Source organism: Pontibacter sp. GD13 (assembly GCF_058216355.1).
On record NZ_JBYZMQ010000003.1, the window covers coordinates 19,488 to 36,095 of the forward strand.

Here is a 16,608-nt window from a genome sequence, read left to right on the forward strand (position 1 = left end):
TTTGCTAGAAAGCTTGACTGGCAGGCAATTACTTACAATTAGAACACCTGCCCCATCAGTTCACGCACATAGGTAACGTAATCTGTGTTGGGTGGCGTATGCCCGCTCTTGCGGAGGTCGGTGGCCACTTGCGCGCGGTGGTATGTAGCATGGTTAAAAGCATGCGTGAGTATATCCAGCACGCGCGTGCTGTATTGGTGGCCCTGGCTGTTGGTATAGCTGATGAGGCGGTTAAACTCTGTTTCATCCGCATTGGCTACCAACTCCGCTATCTTATAGGAGGCATACCGGTGCAGCTCCTTTAGCTCGTCGAGCGTGTGCTCCTGCCATACTTTTACCGGGCTCTCTGTGCCTGTGATACGGGCAATCCAGATAGCCTGTGCGTTCAGGGCATGGCTCTGTAGGCGTGAGGCCTGGGCAGGCACTTCGGGTAGAGCGCTGAATACATCCAGCATGGTCTGGTTTGCCCAGATATTATATTCTGATAGATTCTTTAATACGTCGTTTCCGGTCATTTTACTTAGCGTTCTCGTTTATCTTCCCAAATTAAAGTTTCATTTTCCCGCTGGTTAAAAAAATCAGGGCAGCGGCCATCCCCTCTTCCTGTTATGCCACCGTCGGGCTCACAAATGATATTGCCCTTCGCGTCAAACAACTTGCTCGGCATATCGCAGCAGCGGCCGGTCAGGTAATAGGTTTCCTGCCCATGGTAGGTGTAACGGTATATGCTGGCGGGTGGATTCGCAGGCTCTTCCTGTTGTAACTGTTTTATTAAACTGTTCAACCACGGATGGGCCTGATTGTTTACAGAAGTATCCGCAGTACGCTGGGTTGACCTGCCGGGCTGGCAAGCCGTGGTAAAGCATAGCAGTAGCAATGCCATGGCCCACACATCTATTTTCGCCTTTACCATATTCATTTACCTAGAAGGAGGGCGCAAAGGTAAATATTTTCCTTTTAATTACAGGGCGGTTGGCGCGAAGTTGCTAAACACTGCGTTTATCCTTTCATTTTAAGTACCGTGTGGCCATAAACCGGTGAAAGCAAGCAGGTAAGGCACAAACACTATGGCACCAATTACCGCAGCCGTTAGCGCAGCTGTCAGCACAGCGCCTGCGGCCAGATCTTTCGCTTTGCCTGCCAGGGGGTTATTTTCCGGAGAAACCAGGTTGGTGAGGGTTTCAATAGCTGTGTTAAAGATTTCAGCCGTTAGCACCAGGCCAATGCTCCCTGCCAGCAGGCCCCACTCTGTACGGCTAACGTGCAAGGCAAATCCGGCTATAACCACTGCCACCGCCGACAAAATATGGATACGCATGTGCGGCTCAGACCGCAGGGCAGCGTTTATGCCGTTAAAGGCAAACCGAAAGCTATTGTATCGCTTCTTAAAGTATGTGCTCAAGGTTTTGTTCGTTTAATATTGAAAAGGTTTTATGGCGCTTTAAGCCCTGCGTTAATCCAGGTTAAACAAGCAGGAAGACCACCTACCGGCGCGTTTTACAAGATGGCAGGCTACGCAGGAGCCCTGGCCGCAATTTGCTGAAAAATTACTGGTTTTCAGCGTTGTTCTCCCAGGCGCTGTTTGCCAGTTCCAGCAGTACCGTATAGTAGGGCTGGCGAAGCATTTTTGCTTTAAGCCAGGCATAGAAACTCATGGCCTGGATATCGGTGCTCTCGAAAGTGGTAAACTCCAGTGTAGCCTCTACGTGCTGTACGAATTCAGGCCTTTCTATCGCTTCCGGCTGGTCGAGCATGTATTTGATCAGCTGCAGGTAATGCTTTACGTTTTTATAAACCTGCCCGTGCAGAAGTTTCCCGAAGGTGCGCTCTATAGCCCGCACTTTGTTCAGCACCAGGTCCTCGTTGCCCAATTCATACTGCAGGATCAATTCCCCCAGGTTTTTCTTCAGTACCCATTCCCGCCCCATTTTGCCTTCGCACCATTTATCTGAACGCTTTATGCTCATGAGCACCCGGTTTGCTTTGGCATAGGCTCCCTGGGCAAAGTAGTTAAAGCTTAGGCCTAACTGTGCCGTAAGCATGTCTTTGGTACCCAGCGTCAGCTTGCTTTTACAGAGCAGGTGCTCCATCAGGTCAATTGCTTCGTCGTTGCGGCGCTGAAACACCAGGTTGGCCACCATCAGGAAAATATAGCGCGGATAAAAAAGGGCATAATGGCTTTTCCCTTCCTTACGCATACCCTCTTCCAAAAGCCCCAGGTAATGCAGCGACTGCCCGAATTTCTTATTGCGGTAAAGCACGTGCGCAATCATGTACAGCAGGCTAAGTTTATAATACTGGTGCGCTTTCTTAAAGCCAAAGCGCTGCTCCGCCTCCTGGTACTGCCCAATGATGTAGGGCTCAAAAGAGAGGAAATCCTTACGGGCAAGTATGGCACTGCGGGTAATGGACATGAGTTTGTATAGCAGCGAAGGACGTTTGCTTACGGCCTCCAGCAGGTTGTAGGCGCGGAGCACTTCCTCCATGATCTTATCGAAGTGCAGGTCGCTGCCTTGCTGGCGCACGGCATGCAGGCGTTGGTTTATAATGCTGCTGGCAATGTTGGCGCGCTCGTCTTCGTCGGCTATCTTCTTATTCTCGTTTCGCTTGCCGATGATGCGCTCCAGCGGGTCCGCAAACTCGTTGTCCGCCTTTTCGATCTGCAGGTTATACACGGCGTTGAGCAGGTCATACTGTTCGTTGGCCTGTGCCAGTTTCTCGGCCTTGCGCAAGTGCGACCAGGCCAGGCGGTCTACCCGCGCATCGAAAAGATAGCTGGCCAGCGAGAGCAGGCCCATGATAGAGGAGGCGGCAGTAACGTCTTGTTTGGTGCGCTTGAGCAATATAAAATCGGTCAGGTGCCGTGCCAGGCGCTTGCGCAGGGCGTAGTAAGCCACCGGGTTGGGCGCCTCGGGGTATAGGCGACACACTATCTGCTCCGGTGTGAAACTCTGTGGCTGTTGTAATATCTGAAAAAGCTCCAGGTCCTTGCGCTGCTGCTTCTTTTTCTGCCGCTTGATAAACATGGCCAGTTCGCGCTTATCCTCCTCTGAGAGGGTATCCAGGGTAATTTTCAGATCGTCCATGCCTAAACCGACTTATTATCAGTATTTTATTGCCTGTTTCAAGGTAACTAAAATTTCATAAAGTCTGATATAAAAATTATATACTATTGTAAATCAGTAAATTATAGTAGCTATAACTTATTTTTAAAAGTCCTGTAAAGTGTAAAGATGGCTTGGCCCTGTTCTGCTGCTAACTTACTTTTATATAAATTATATCGTTAAATACTTTAATTAATCCTCAAAACAATGAAAAAGATCACGCTGATGTGCATTGCCCTGCTTAGCTGCCTTTTATGCCAGGCGCAGGACCTGTTAGTGAAACGCAATGGCGACGAGCTACAAGTTAAGGTCCAGGAAATAGGCTTGGACGCTATTAGGTACAAGCGCTTTGATAACCTGGAGGGGCCGGTAATTTCTGTGGCCAAAGCCGAGGTGTTTATGATAAAGTATGAAAACGGCACCAAGGAAATATTCAACGAAGTGGCAAGGCCTGCTGCTACACAGCCAGTGCTAAGGAACCCAGGCAGGCAAGGATATTACGAGCAGGAAAGCCTGAAACTGGCTGGTCCCCGCATAGGGTTCACCATCCTTAGCCAGCGGTACACCGACAACATCAGGGACGAGTTTGATACCGACATCAACAATTTTATGACCCAGTTTGGCTGGCAATTCGAAACCAGGGTATTTACGCTGGACAACGGCGTGTCGGGTTTATTTGAGTTTGTGCCTTTGGTAGGAGGCCTGGAGCAGGGTAAGTTCTTGCCCAGCCTGAGTGCCCTGATCGGTATAAGAGGCGCCAAGGGGCTGGAGTTTGGCGTTGGGCCGAACGTATCGTTGAGCGGGGCCGGCATTGTGCTGGCGGCAGGTACTAACTTCCAGAGCCAGGGGGTAAATTTCCCGGTGAACATAGCCTTTGCCCCTTCCAAAGACGGAGGGCGTTTTAGTGTGCTTTTTGGGTTTAATGCCCGCAAATACTAGTTACTTGTTTTACAAAACCAAACATGCTTTGCCCATGAAAAAGTATTTTATGCTGGCCCTGCTGGCGCTGGTAGTGCAGCAGGCCTTTGCCCAGGATGTGATTGTGAAAGTAAACGGAGAGGAACTTGCCGCCCGCGTTACCGAGATCACGCTTCAGAACATCGTGTACCAGCACCCCGACTCTGCACAGGGCATGCTGCACCGTATTGCGAAAGCAGATGTATTTATGGTGCGCTATGCCAATGGCACAAAGGAAGTGTTTGCTGAAAACCTGCCGGTTGCCCAGAGCGGGGCTACTGCCGCCCCCAACCCCGATGAAATGTATGCGCTGGGACGTGAAGATGCCCTTCGGTACTACAAAGGCAACGGAGCCATGTGGGGCTCAGCCGCCTGCGGACTCCTTATCCCTTATGGTCTGGCAGGCACGGCTGCTATTGGGTTCACCAGGCCAAAAGCCCACAACAATCCCGTATCGAATGTGAGCTATCTGTCAGACCCGGCCTACGTGAAAGGATACGAAGACCAGGCCCGCAAAAAGAAAACAGGAAAGGTACTGGCAGGCACAGGCATTGGTGTGGGTGCTTTATTGGCTGTAATTGTGGTTGTTGTCAACACGCTGCCTTACCAATAGGTAATTTTAAATTTTCCAGCAATTTTAAAAAGGCAATGGCCTTTTTAGGTAGGTTTATACTTTATGGCGGCGTTATTAACGCAGTAGCGCACCTTTGTGGGCGTACGGGCATCGTCGAAAAGGTGACCCAAATGTTGGCTGCACTGTTGGCAAAGCAACTGAGTGCGCTGCCTGCCATAGGTGTTTAGCGGCTTTAGCGCCACGTTCTCCCCTATCTGCGCCCAAAAGCTGGGAAACCCCGAACCCACATCGAACTTTTTACTGGATTCAAACAACCTTTCGCCACAGGATGAGCAAGTATAAATGCCCGGCTCATCCTGCCGCGTTTTAAGATCTACCTTCTGGTTCCGGACCATGTGTTGGCGCTTTAAATATCAGCCGACTGCAAACAGGCTGTTGCTTTTACTTCTATTGCTTTTCCAGTTCATCCACCGGCACAAACTTCATAGAGAGCGAGTTTACACAGTGGCGCACGTTTTTTTCAGTCAGGTATTCCCCCTCAAATACATGCCCCAGGTGCGCACCGCAGTTGGCGCAAACGATTTCGGTACGTCTTCCGTCAGCATCTGGTATGCGTTTTACCGCGCCGGTTATCTCATCGTCAAAGCTGGGCCAGCCACAATGCGACTCAAACTTGTACTCTGAAGTATAAAGTGGGTTGTTGCAGCGCTTGCACAAGTATACACCCTCGGCTTTGTTATGCTCATATTCGCCTGTACCCGGGTATTCTGTGCCTTTGTTTACAATAATGCGGGCTTCCTCGGGGGTAAGCGTGTTATATTCTGATGGATCTTTTGCTATTTTCATAGGATGTGGTTTTTACGTTGGTCTTTTTATACGTGTGGATTAAAGAACATGGGAAAGCATGTAAGTGTTTTAGCAATTCATACTTTCTAAACCCATTTCGCATTTCTCCATTTTGTCTGCTGCCCCGCATCCAGAAAAGTCCAGGCGACAAGGCGGCTCACTTTGTTTCCCTGGCTCATTTCAATGGTTCTTACATCTGTAGCACCTGCTTTTTCTATAGCATAGCGAACACTTTTCAGGTTGTCAGCTTTCGAGATCAGGGTTGTGAACCAGAAACAGGATGTAGCGAATTGCTTGCTTTCTTTTACCATGCTCTCTACAAACCGGGCCTCCCCTCCTGCGCACCACAGCTCGGCCTTCTGGCCACCAAAGTTCAGGGTAAGCTTGGCAGGTTTCTTTTGTTGCAGGTTTTTCAGTTTGCGCATGGTTCCTGCCTGGGCTTCTGCCAATGAGCTATGGAAGGGCGGGTTGCATATGATTAGGTCAAAGTATTCGTCTTCCCTGATGATGCCGTGAAAGATATGCCTGGGCTCTTGCTGCAGCCGTAGTTCCACATTCCCCTTCAAAGCAGGGTTGGATTCAACTATCTTACTGGCCGATTTAACGGAGACAGGGTCAATGTCTGACCCGACAAAAGCCCAGCCATACGTTTTGTGCCCGATGATGGGGTAAATGCAACTGGCCCCGGTGCCAATATCCAGGCATTTTATTTTGCTCCCAGCTGGTACCCTGCCTTTGTTTGAGGTCGCTAGTAAATCTGCTACGTGATGTATATAGTCTGCTCTGCCGGGAATGGGTGGAGTTAAGTAATTTTGAGGGATGTCCCAGTAGGTAATGCCGTAGAAGTGCATTAGCAAAGCCTTGTTCAGCATCCTCACCGCTTTAGGATCGAAGAAGTTTACAGCCGCATCGTTATAGGCATTTAGCGTAACAAACGGCCCCAGTTCCGGACAGCTGTTAACAAGCTGCGTGAAATCGTAGCGTTCACGATGCCAGTTTCTGGGGTGCAAACCCGCTTTCTTTGTTGGGAGTAATTTCTTTTGAGGTGCCATAGCGCTAAAGGCAAGGTACGAATATGCCTTTAGTAAAGCCAAAAGCTATCCGGATTCCGTTTTTTCAAATGTTTATAATAATGGCGCAAGCAGCTTTACGTATGCCAAAGCGGTTATGCCAGCTTATACTGTACAGGCGACTGGCCTTGCACGCGTTCAATCTCCTTTCTTGCTTCCAGATCCAGTTTAACCCACTCCATATGCCAGGCAACAGATCCCTTGAACGGCGTATTGTGCTTACTAAGCTTCTGGGTCACGGCTTCTGATATTTCAGTGTGCGTAGCTTCGCCTCTTTCTTTCAGGAAACTCAAAACAGCTTGCTTCAGGGTTTCATACTTGCCCGTTTCCATACGTACCGCTTTTTTGCCGGCAGGGTGCTGAAGTTGCATTTTGGTTGTCATGGTTACTGGGCTTGTCTATAAAAAATATGTTCTGATAGTATAGCGGATGCACAACTTTCGGGATGGAAGAAGGTGTTAGCAGGATACTTTATTTAGTCCAACTATCAGGTATTCCGGCTATCTTTAATCTTTTTCTGGCAATGCTATCTAGCCATTTGCTTTCAAGTCTGTTGAGAATAAATTCCAATGGTCTTTTCCCCTCAGCTCCTTCTGCTCTTTGATTGCCCTGGGTCGAGTCAGCTTTTATTTTCTCATTGTCGGCTGAAGTTAAGCTGTCGATGAGCGCATAATCCCCGTTGGTCAAAATCGGCTCTGTAAATCCGCTATGGTCAGTGTGAATGATTTCTTGGATAGCTTGGGAATTATTATAACTCTTAGCGAGTATCTGCCGGAAATAAATCAACTTAAACTGATCAATGTATATCTGCTTATATTGTTTTTTTAGCAGTGTTGCTCGACTTGTGCTACACTGCGTAAAAATTGCGCTGAGTAAAAAGAGAAGAGTTAAAGTAATCGTATGTTTTATCATAAAGCTCTGATCTTTGTATCTGATTGACAGCATTTAGGCGTGAATGACATGATTAGCTTACTTTAAGCATAAAGTAAGGCGAAGCCGTGGAATCTATTATCCCGCAAATCTGAGCGAGGAGGCAGCTGGTAGTAATATAATAATGGCTGCAAGTTTTTAGAGTGTGAAAGTATGGTTGCAGGAAACGCCAATTACAAACTGCCTCCAAAGTATAACCTCAGGTTGCGCTGAAGCTATACTTGCGGAATCGTAAATAGTTTAAAGTATAAATATAACCAACTCTCTTGCTGGCGCGAGCTTGCTGCCTTATCCTGTCCCATAACTTTTCTGAGAAGCAATTTTATAGCTCATTTATACCGCCAGTTTGAGCGCAGCGGTAAAGGTGGTTGATTTTGGAGCCAGTTTGCAACTGGCGCAACCCATTTTTATACCTCCGCCTTTACAAACTGGCCTCATGTGCAGTCACAAGTTGCGCTACCGCTAAACTTGCGACATGTACCGTTATTTCAGTTCATAATGGCCTCATTCCAGAAAAGTTATAGGACAAGAAAAGGCTTGCAGCTCGTGCCTTTACTTTTATGATGGAAAGGTAAATAAGAGCTACAAGCTCGCACTAGCGGGGCGCCACTTTTAAATTCGTAAATTCGCAATTACGTACAACGTACTTGGCCATAAGGCGGCGTAGCTGGCTTATGGGTGTGGTTATCTTTTAATCTTTTTTCAACATGCAGCTTTAACTATTTCAAATTGCTTATAATTTTTCCAATCCCATTACTGTTCTTTCAAGGTTTATTCTGTTCCTGACTGAATCTGGATGATGGTCTTTATGGAAACCGTAAGTGCCATATTTAGAATAGCCATTCACTTTATAGTTTACTCTGTCAAATAAATCCACGTACATGTTTTTATTAATTACAGAATCTGAATAATACGCTTTATCAAGATAAGGTAGAATTTGCTGGGAAAATTCTGTAGTGTTAAAATTGTGGTGTATTACTAGCCAAATAGCCATTGACGCTTCATTACCCATATCCTTTGTGTCGGGCCAACCCCCAAGATTGTTTAATAAATGAACCACAACTCTCTGATTCATTTTATCCCAACGGGACATTTCCTTGCTGTATTTCTTAAATTTAATTTTGTCGGAAATCCACGCATTACCATCCATCAGGCTATCACGATATACTTGATCCCAGTAATGAATAGTTTGTAATACTTTTTTAAGCGAGTCTTTAGGCATGTCTGGTCGTATGCCTTTGGTAATACTACTGTAAACAGACTGTATTTCCTGGTTCTCCCCACTCTCTTTATCTATTAAATGGCCTGCAAACTGATCAGAATAAATGCTTCCCATACCCGTTTCTGAAGAAGGAACCATGGTGTTGTTTGTGGTTTTATCCTTTGTACAAGAGCATGACAGTAGTAAAAGCAATATTATTAGTTTATTCATGTGACAGCTATTTTGCTTAAAGATTAAAGATAACTCGTGTATAGCAGGAATAAACTCCTGCTTTACACTCAAATCCGGTGGCTAAACGGAATCGGGCTAACGAATGTACTATATATTGTTTACAAAATATAACTAATTCAAACAAAAATAGCAGCCCCATCCGGAGCTGCTATGCCTTTATCTTACAAACGCAAAGTATTGCGTCTCTACAAGTTTAATCTAACCTTTATTTCAAGCTACCGATCATATCCTCCGGCTTCACCCACTCGTCGTACTGCTCGTTGGTGAGTAGGCCAAGTTCGATGGCTGCCTGCCGAAGCGTGGTGCCTTCTTTGTGCGCTTTCTTCGCGATTTTGGCGGCGTTGTCGTAGCCAATGTGCGGGTTAAGGGCCGTAACCAGCATCAGTGAGTTCTCCAGGTTGTGCTTGATGCGCTCTCTGTTTGGCTCAATACCTACCGCGCAATGCTTGTCGAATGAGTCGCAGGCGTCCCCGATCAGTTGTGCGCTCATCAGCAGGTTGTAGATCATTACCGGCTTAAACACGTTCAGCTCGAAATGGCCGTTCATGCCTCCTACCGAGATCGCTACATCGTTGCCAACTACCTGGGCGCACACCATGGTCATGGCCTCTGCCTGGGTTGGGTTCACCTTGCCTGGCATGATAGATGAACCCGGCTCGTTTTCCGGGATCATGATCTCAGAGATGCCCGAACGCGGTCCGGAAGCCAGCAATCGAATATCATTGGCAATCTTCATCAAGCTAACCGCCAGCTGCTTTAAAGCACCAGACGTTTCTACCATGGCATCGTGTGCGGCAAGCGCCTCAAACTTATTAGGAGCCGTGCGGAACTCATGACCAGCATACTGAGAGATCTTTTTAGCTACCAGCACATCGTATCCAGCAGGCGTGTTAAGGCCTGTACCAACTGCTGAACCACCTAGCGCAAGGTCTTTCAGGTGATCCAGTGTGTTCTCCAGCGCTTTCATGCCATACTCCAGCTGCTTCACGTAACCGGAAAGCTCCTGGCCAAGCGTAAGCGGCGTAGCATCCATCAGGTGCGTTCGGCCAATTTTCACCACATCCATAAACTCCTCCGACTTCGCCTGCAGGGTATCGTGCAGTTTCTTTACCAATGGCAAGGTATGCTCTACCACTTTCTTGTAAGCGGCAATGTGCATGGCCGTCGGGAAGGTGTCGTTCGATGACTGCGATTTGTTCACGTCGTCGTTCGGGTGGATCTGCTTCTTCTCGTCCATCAGGTCGCCGCCCAGCAGTACGTGCGCACGGTTGGCCACCACTTCGTTCACGTTCATGTTAGACTGCGTGCCCGAACCTGTCTGCCATACAACCAGCGGGAACTGGTCGTTCAGTTTGCCTTCCAGTATCTCGTCGCATACTTTAGAGATGATATCCGCTTTATCCTGCGACAGCACACCCAACTCAGCATTGGCTTGTGCCGCAGATTTCTTAAGGATGGCAAAGGCCTCGATTACCTCCTGCGGCATACGCTGGCCACCAATCGTAAAGTTCTCTTTTGAGCGCTGTGTCTGGGCGCCCCAGTATTTGTCTGCAGGCACCTCTACAGGCCCCATGGTATCTTTCTCTACGCGAACTTGCATATAGTTTTATGTTTGGATTAAAAGATCAGTTTCTGAGGTAAAATTACAAAATTATTCTTTCGGGATGCTAGCCTTTGGTTTTACTACAGCAGGCGCGCAAGGTTGGCGGGGTAAAATTGGTTATCGGATTACGCGCTTGCCGGAGCGCTCCGCCAGCAAGGCGATCATTTCGAGGGGCACCGGTTTCAGGTAGGCTGTATTAAAACTGGTCTGGTCGTTAAAGGATACCAGGTACTCCCCCTCCGTGCCCAGGTAATGTATGGACTGAATGTCCTGCATCCGGTACGTGCGCTCCTGTTTCAGCAGGTTGGTTAGCTCCAGTTTCTCTGAGTCGATGGCCACGTGCCAGCGCATGGCATACCACGATAAAATACCGGCCAGCACCAGCATGCCGGCAAACAGGTAATTATACTTTTGGGCGGACCTGTGGCCCTCTACGTGTTGCTTGTAGTTCTGATAAAGTTCGAGGTCGTGGCTGAGCAGCGTGCTTTGTGCCAGCCGGAGCGGAACGGTAGCCAGGGTGAGGCCCAGCAACAGGCCCGGCGCAAAAAGAGCCCTGAAATTAGGCGTTAGCACAAACAGGTGCTCCCGGGAAGCATGCATGATACTAGATGCCATGGCCAGTACCCCGGCACTGAGTACGGCCAGCACACAGGCAAAGAAAAAGTATAGAACGGTTAGTTTTACCTCCTGCCGCTGCATATACTTTGCCTCGTCTGCTGAGAGTGGCGTAAGGCCCCGCGCCGGCGAAAGCGTGCGAAGCATGTAACGCACCACAGGCAAAAGCACGGCAACAGCAAAAAAGGCTAGAAGTAGAATTTTGATAATCTCGAGCATAGGGCAAGTGTTTATCCCACAAAGTTAATACGGGATACCTAATTTCCGATAAATAAAGCCCAGCAGCCAGGCAGGCCCGATGAGCAGAAACTGTATGTCCTTCAGGAAAGACGGCTTTTTGCCTTCAATCCGGTGCCCGTAAAATTGCCCTATCCAGGCCAGCACGAAAACCGCCAGACTAACAAGCCACAGGGGGGCAGGCGCCTGGGTGTTCACCAGAAACACGGCCCAGAGCATAAAAGCACTGACCAGCAGCATGCCCATGAAAATAGGGAAAGACAAGCGGAGGTAAAACAGCAGCCCCAGCAACAACACCACCGTTCCGAAATGGATGAAAGGCTGTACCTGGGCCGGAAAAACAGCCTTTAAAGCAGCGCTGGGAATACTGGCCAGCAGCCCAATGATACTGAAGAAGATCAAAGGCACGCATACCCAATGGATGAGTTTATTTGTCTGGTTCCGGTGGCTTGCACCATACTCCTCGAACCAATGCTGTATTTTTTTCATAAAAGGCAGGCTATTTATAAATACTATAGGGGTGTATGCTTAAGGAAAGTACAATCTTTAGGAATGGTAAGCAAAATAATTGGCTGATTTAGTAAAGCTTGAAGGAGCCGTGGGCCAATGAATAGATTTTGAACTAATATGATGTTATCTTTTTTTGTATATTTGACTATAACAAAGCACAGGTTCAGACTATCACGGGGGTACTTATTCTTTTAAAGTCTGATTTGATAATCCCAAATTTATGAAGCTTGCCAGGCTTGCCTTTTTTATAAAAGATTACTTCATCGCAATATTTTCCTTCCTGCTTATTTTTCTGCTAACAATCTTTATTTACACCGAAACGAAGAAAAAAGCAGAGGAGCGCAGCGAAAAGCTGTTTGAGCTAAGGGCCAGCCAGGCTACCGAGGCCATCGAAAAGCGTATGCACGATTATGTGCAGATCTTGGTTGGAGCCAAGGCCCTTTTTGTAGCTTCCGATACGGTAAAACGAAAAGATTGGCACGAGTACTACAAAACGCTGCACCTGGAGGAGAACTACCCTGGTATTCAGGGCTTTGGCTATGCGCACTACATTCGGGCTAATGAGTTGGGGCAGCATGAGCAAAAGATACGGCGGGAGGGTTACAAATCTTATAAAGTGTACCCTGAAGGGGCAAGGCCAGCTTATACCTCAATTATCTACCTCGAGCCTTTTACAGACCGAAATCTCAGGGCTTTCGGTTTTGATATGTACAGTGAGCCCACGCGGCAGTCTGCCATGCGTATTGCCCGCGACACCAAACAGCCGGCGTTGTCGGGTAAGGTGCGGCTGGTACAGGAAACCGGGCAAAACGAGCAGGCAGGTTTTCTGATCTACCTGCCCGTTTACAAGTATAATGCCGACCCTTTGTCTATTCAGGAGCGGCAGAAGCTGATCAAAGGGTTTGTTTACAGCCCTTTTAGGGCAAGTGATCTGATGAACTCGGTGCTAGGCGATAGTTTCGGGGATATTGACGTGGAGGTATACGATGGCACCGCCATGGACCGGGAATCGTTGCTCTTCAGCTCCGGCTCCTCCCTGTACTTTCATACCAAGACAGACAGGCGCTTTAGCAAGGTGGGGACTATTAGCATCGGAAACCATACCTGGCGCCTGTTTATCTCAGCTAAACCGGAATTTGGGAGATCAGCCGACACGGAGCTGCCCTATTTTATCCTGATGGGCGGCTTGATCATCAGCCTGCTGATGTTTTTTATTATCTGGACCTTATCCAACATAAGACGTTCCAACAGGCTAAAACAAACTATTACCGACAATGCAACGGCAGCCCTTTTTATTATGGATGCACGGGGTTATTGTACTTTTATGAACCCAGCTGCCGAGGAGATGACAGGCTATACATTTGAGGAAATCTCCAGAAAACCGCTTCATGACATGGTGCACCATCATCATCCGGATGGCACACCTTATCCGCTGGAGGAATGCCCTATTGATAGGGCACTACCGACAAACAATGAGATGCGCGCTCACGAAGATGTATTCATTCGGAAAGACGGTACCTTCTTTAATGTAACCTGCGCCGCCCGTCCGATTATGGAAAGCGGCAGGCCAGCCTATACTATAATAGAGGTGCGTGACATAACAGAAGAGAAGCGCACCCAACAGGCTATACTTGAGAGTGAGGCGCGTTTCCGGAACATGGCAGACAACGCGCCTGTTATGATCTGGATCACGGATGTTTGGGGGCAGTGCGTGTTTGTAAACAAGCAGTGGGAAAATTTTACGGGCCATACCTTCGAAGAAAGTATAACAGAAGGTTGGCGCCAGGTGCTTGAGCCTGCGGAACTACAGAACTTTCTGGAAGTCTACCAGCAGTCCACCGACGATACCGCGTCATTCCGGGTGGAGACCAGGATGAGGCGCCACGATGGCGAAATGCGCTGGGTGGTAAACACCGGAACGCCGCGCTTTGGCATCGCCCAGGAGTTTCTGGGCTATATCGGCTCCGTTATCGATATTACAGAAATTAAAGAGGCAGAGCGTAAAATACAGCAGAATGCCGAGCTACTGCAAAAACTTTTCCTGGAGGTGCCGGCCCTGGTAGGCCTGGTGCGCGCACCGGATTTCCAGTATGTTTTGGCAAACCCTGAGTATCGGAAAATGTATGGCAACCGCCCGCTGGTTGGCCAAACCATGCTGGAGGCGCATACCGAACTGGAAAGGAGCGGCTTTTATGCCAAGATAGAGCAGGTGTTTAAAACCAGCAAGGCTTACGTTGGCAAGGAGGTGCCTGCCGTAATAGAGCGTAAGAAAAGCGGGGAACTGGTGCACGGCTACTTTAACCTGGTGTATCAACCGCTGCTGGATAGCGTGGGCCAGGCAGAAGCCGTGCTGGTGTTTGCCGTGGAGGTAACTGAACTGGTAAATGCCCGCAAAGAGCTGCTTAATAAGAACGATGAGCTGCATGACAAGAACAATGAGTTGCAGCGCATCAACAACGATCTCGACAATTTTGTGTACACCGCCTCGCACGACCTGAAATCCCCGATCGCTAACATGGAAGGGCTTGTGGCACTGCTGCGCGATATCCTGCAAGAAAAGTTAAATGCCGAGGATATCCAGGTGCTGGACATGCTGCAGAATTCAGTGAATAAATTAAAAGGCACCATTGCAGACCTCGCCGAGATAACAAAGGTGCAGAAAGAACTTCAGCTGCAGGTAGAGCCACTCTACTTCGAAGACATCCTGCAGGATATCACCAGTGATGTGCAGGGTATGCTCGATGAGTCGGGGGCTACTATTGTAACCGACCTGCAGGTGAGCAGCATGATGTACGCGCGCAAAAACCTGCGCAGCATCCTCTACAACCTGGTTTCCAATGCCATCAAGTATAAATCAAAGAAACGCAATCCACTGGTAAGCATCAAAACTTATCAGGAAAACGATAGGGTGGTGCTGGAAGTAAAGGACAATGGCCTGGGTATTAAAAAAGAGCAGCAGCACAAACTTTTTACCATGTTCAAGCGCCTGCATAGCCATGTGGAGGGCACCGGTATAGGGCTGTACATTGTAAAGCGCATCATCGAAAACAACGGCGGGCGCATTGAGGTGGAGAGCACGCTTGGGGAAGGTACTACTTTTAAAGTATACTTTCAGCAGGAACCGGTAGCGGAAGTGGTTTAAGCCTGCCAGTCTGCAGTAAGCCGATTTTAGAGCGGCGCCCCGCGGCGGTGCCAGGTAAGGGCAGCGCAATCGGAATGTATCTTTAATCAGAAGCAAACAGACCTGAATGGCCAAGATAAAAACATCATACTTTTGCCAGAACTGTGGCGCCCAATCAGCGAAATGGATAGGCAAGTGCCCCGCCTGTGGGGAGTGGAACACCTACGTAGAGGAAGTGGTGCAACGCGAAGAGCTAACCCCTACCACTGCCTGGAAAGTGGGCAGCAGCTCAGCGCAGGTATCCAATAAACCCAAACCGATAGCCGACATCAGCTTTCAGGAACAGCAGCGCATCATTACCACGGATCAGGAGTTGAACCGGGTGCTGGGCGGCGGCATCGTGCCGGGGTCCATGGTGTTAATCGGCGGCGAGCCCGGCATCGGTAAATCTACGCTGATGCTGCAGATAGCGCTTAGCCTGGCGGGTATGCGCATACTCTACGTAAGTGGCGAGGAGAGCGAGCAGCAGATAAAAATGCGCGCCGAACGCCTGGTGACCCAAACCTCCGACTGTTTTATCCTGACTGAAACCGGCACCCAGAACATCTTTAAGCAAATAGAGCAGCTACGGCCGCAGGTACTGGTCATCGACTCGATCCAGACGCTCCACTCCTCTTTTATTGAGGCTGGCGCCGGCAGCGTGAGCCAGGTACGGGAGTGTACTGCCGAACTCCTGAAGTTTGCCAAAGAGAGCGGCACGCCAGTGTTCCTGATCGGCCACATCACCAAAGAAGGCAACCTGGCCGGGCCCAAGATACTAGAGCATATGGTAGACACGGTGCTTACCTTTGAGGGAGACCGGCACATGACTTACCGCATTCTGCGCACCACCAAAAACCGCTTTGGGTCTACTTCGGAATTGGGCATTTACGAGATGCTGGGCACCGGCCTGCGCGAGGTGAGCAACCCTTCCGAGATACTGATCTCGCAACGTGAGGATGCCTTTAGCGGGATAGCCATTGGCGCAACGCTGGAAGGCAATCGCCCTTTGCTAATTGAGGTGCAGAGCTTGGTTAGCCCCGCTACCTACGGTACGCCGCAGCGGGCCAGCACCGGTTTCGATGCCAAGCGCCTGAACATGCTGCTGGCTGTGCTGGAGAAGCGCGGGGGCTATAGGCTGGGCGCGCAGGACGTGTTCCTGAATATTGCCGGCGGCTTAAAAGTGGAAGACCCTGCCCTGGACCTGGCGGTGTGCGCCTCCATCCTGTCCTCTTTCGAGGATATGGCCATTCCGAGTACCGCCTGCTTTGCGGCAGAGGTAGGCCTGGGTGGGGAGATACGGGCCGTAAACCGTGTAGAGAACCGCATCACGGAGGCAGAAAAGCTGGGCTTTAAGGATATCTACATCTCGAAGTATAACAAAAAGGGCCTTGACCTGAGTAAGTTCTCGATAAATGTGCATCCCTTTGGCCGCCTGGAAGACGTGTTCAGCAGCCTTTTTGGGTAGCACTCTGAAAACATAAGCGATCAGCGCAAGAACGGCAGAAGCAGCCTGGCACCCGAAAAGCGCCAGGCTGCTTCTTTTGTT

17 protein-coding genes are annotated in these 16,608 nt (G+C 49.1%); 4 read left to right on the forward strand and 13 right to left on the reverse strand.

Going from position 1 to position 16,608, the window contains the following annotated elements; genetic code table 11:
* Positions 1-38: 38 nt before the first annotated feature.
* The 4 genes from AC4BAN_RS06505 to AC4BAN_RS06520 all read right to left on the reverse strand — a co-directional run bounded on the left by AC4BAN_RS06505 (position 39) and on the right by AC4BAN_RS06520 (position 3,086).
* Positions 39-515 carry a DinB family protein gene (locus AC4BAN_RS06505; RefSeq protein ID WP_490563575.1) on the reverse strand — a complete coding sequence of 159 codons (477 nt, stop codon included), beginning with the start codon at positions 513-515 and terminating at the stop codon, positions 39-41.
* A 5-nt stretch (positions 516-520) separates the two neighbouring features.
* Positions 521-913, reverse strand: coding sequence for a DUF6970 domain-containing protein (locus AC4BAN_RS06510; protein ID WP_490563576.1), 393 nt, complete (start codon positions 911-913; stop codon positions 521-523).
* A 99-nt stretch (positions 914-1,012) separates the two neighbouring features.
* The gene (locus AC4BAN_RS06515; RefSeq protein ID WP_490563577.1) at positions 1,013-1,402 is read right to left on the reverse strand and encodes a diacylglycerol kinase family protein; all 390 of its coding nucleotides are present in this window, start codon (positions 1,400-1,402) and stop codon (positions 1,013-1,015) included.
* 145 nt (positions 1,403-1,547) lie between these two features.
* Positions 1,548-3,086, reverse strand: coding sequence for a hypothetical protein (locus tag AC4BAN_RS06520; protein ID WP_490563578.1), 1,539 nt, complete (start codon positions 3,084-3,086; stop codon positions 1,548-1,550).
* A gap of 225 nt (positions 3,087-3,311) precedes the next feature.
* Between AC4BAN_RS06520 and AC4BAN_RS06525 the strand changes: the two genes are divergently transcribed.
* Positions 3,312-4,043, forward strand: a complete 732-nt coding sequence (locus AC4BAN_RS06525) for a hypothetical protein (protein ID WP_490563579.1) — start codon at positions 3,312-3,314, stop codon at positions 4,041-4,043.
* A 34-nt stretch (positions 4,044-4,077) separates the two neighbouring features.
* Entirely contained in the window at positions 4,078-4,674 is a 597-nt protein-coding gene (locus tag AC4BAN_RS06530) for a hypothetical protein (protein ID WP_490563580.1), read from the forward strand.
* A 44-nt stretch (positions 4,675-4,718) separates the two neighbouring features.
* On the opposite strand, the gene AC4BAN_RS06535 is transcribed toward AC4BAN_RS06530, so the two are convergent.
* From AC4BAN_RS06535 to AC4BAN_RS06575, 9 genes are all read right to left on the reverse strand, one after another.
* The gene (locus tag AC4BAN_RS06535) at positions 4,719-5,030 is read right to left on the reverse strand and encodes a peptide-methionine (R)-S-oxide reductase (RefSeq protein WP_490563581.1); all 312 of its coding nucleotides are present in this window, start codon (positions 5,028-5,030) and stop codon (positions 4,719-4,721) included.
* A gap of 52 nt (positions 5,031-5,082) precedes the next feature.
* Entirely contained in the window at positions 5,083-5,481 is a 399-nt protein-coding gene (locus AC4BAN_RS06540; RefSeq protein WP_490563582.1) for a methionine-R-sulfoxide reductase, read from the reverse strand.
* Positions 5,482-5,567: 86 nt separating this feature from the next.
* Positions 5,568-6,533 (reverse strand): 23S rRNA (adenine(1618)-N(6))-methyltransferase RlmF, encoded by a 966-nt coding sequence (rlmF, locus tag AC4BAN_RS06545; protein WP_490563583.1) that lies wholly within the window; start codon positions 6,531-6,533, stop codon positions 5,568-5,570.
* Positions 6,534-6,646: 113 nt separating this feature from the next.
* On the reverse strand, positions 6,647-6,934 hold the full coding sequence (locus AC4BAN_RS06550; protein WP_490563584.1) for a DUF6958 family protein: 288 nt from the start codon (positions 6,932-6,934) through the stop codon (positions 6,647-6,649).
* Between the two features lie 88 nt (positions 6,935-7,022).
* Complete coding sequence (locus AC4BAN_RS06555) at positions 7,023-7,463, reverse strand: hypothetical protein (RefSeq protein WP_490563585.1); 441 nt, start codon at positions 7,461-7,463, stop codon at positions 7,023-7,025.
* Between the two features lie 751 nt (positions 7,464-8,214).
* Positions 8,215-8,913, reverse strand: coding sequence for a hypothetical protein (locus tag AC4BAN_RS06560; RefSeq protein WP_490563586.1), 699 nt, complete (start codon positions 8,911-8,913; stop codon positions 8,215-8,217).
* Between the two features lie 226 nt (positions 8,914-9,139).
* Positions 9,140-10,534: a class II fumarate hydratase gene (gene fumC / locus AC4BAN_RS06565; protein WP_490563587.1), complete on the reverse strand. Its 1,395-nt coding sequence runs from the start codon at positions 10,532-10,534 to the stop codon at positions 9,140-9,142.
* A gap of 120 nt (positions 10,535-10,654) precedes the next feature.
* A complete protein-coding gene (locus AC4BAN_RS06570; protein ID WP_490563588.1) occupies positions 10,655-11,371 on the reverse strand; it encodes a hypothetical protein in 717 nt (238 codons plus the stop codon).
* A 24-nt stretch (positions 11,372-11,395) separates the two neighbouring features.
* Complete coding sequence (locus AC4BAN_RS06575) at positions 11,396-11,878, reverse strand: Mpo1 family 2-hydroxy fatty acid dioxygenase (RefSeq protein ID WP_490563589.1); 483 nt, start codon at positions 11,876-11,878, stop codon at positions 11,396-11,398.
* A gap of 241 nt (positions 11,879-12,119) precedes the next feature.
* Here AC4BAN_RS06575 and AC4BAN_RS06580 point away from each other — a divergent pair, with 241 nt between their 5' ends.
* Together AC4BAN_RS06580 and radA are read left to right on the forward strand one after the other, a co-directional pair.
* Complete coding sequence (locus AC4BAN_RS06580) at positions 12,120-15,041, forward strand: CHASE domain-containing protein (RefSeq protein ID WP_490563590.1); 2,922 nt, start codon at positions 12,120-12,122, stop codon at positions 15,039-15,041.
* Positions 15,042-15,147: 106 nt separating this feature from the next.
* The gene (radA, locus tag AC4BAN_RS06585; protein WP_490563591.1) at positions 15,148-16,527 is read left to right on the forward strand and encodes a DNA repair protein RadA; all 1,380 of its coding nucleotides are present in this window, start codon (positions 15,148-15,150) and stop codon (positions 16,525-16,527) included.
* The last annotated feature ends 81 nt before the right edge of the window (positions 16,528-16,608 follow it).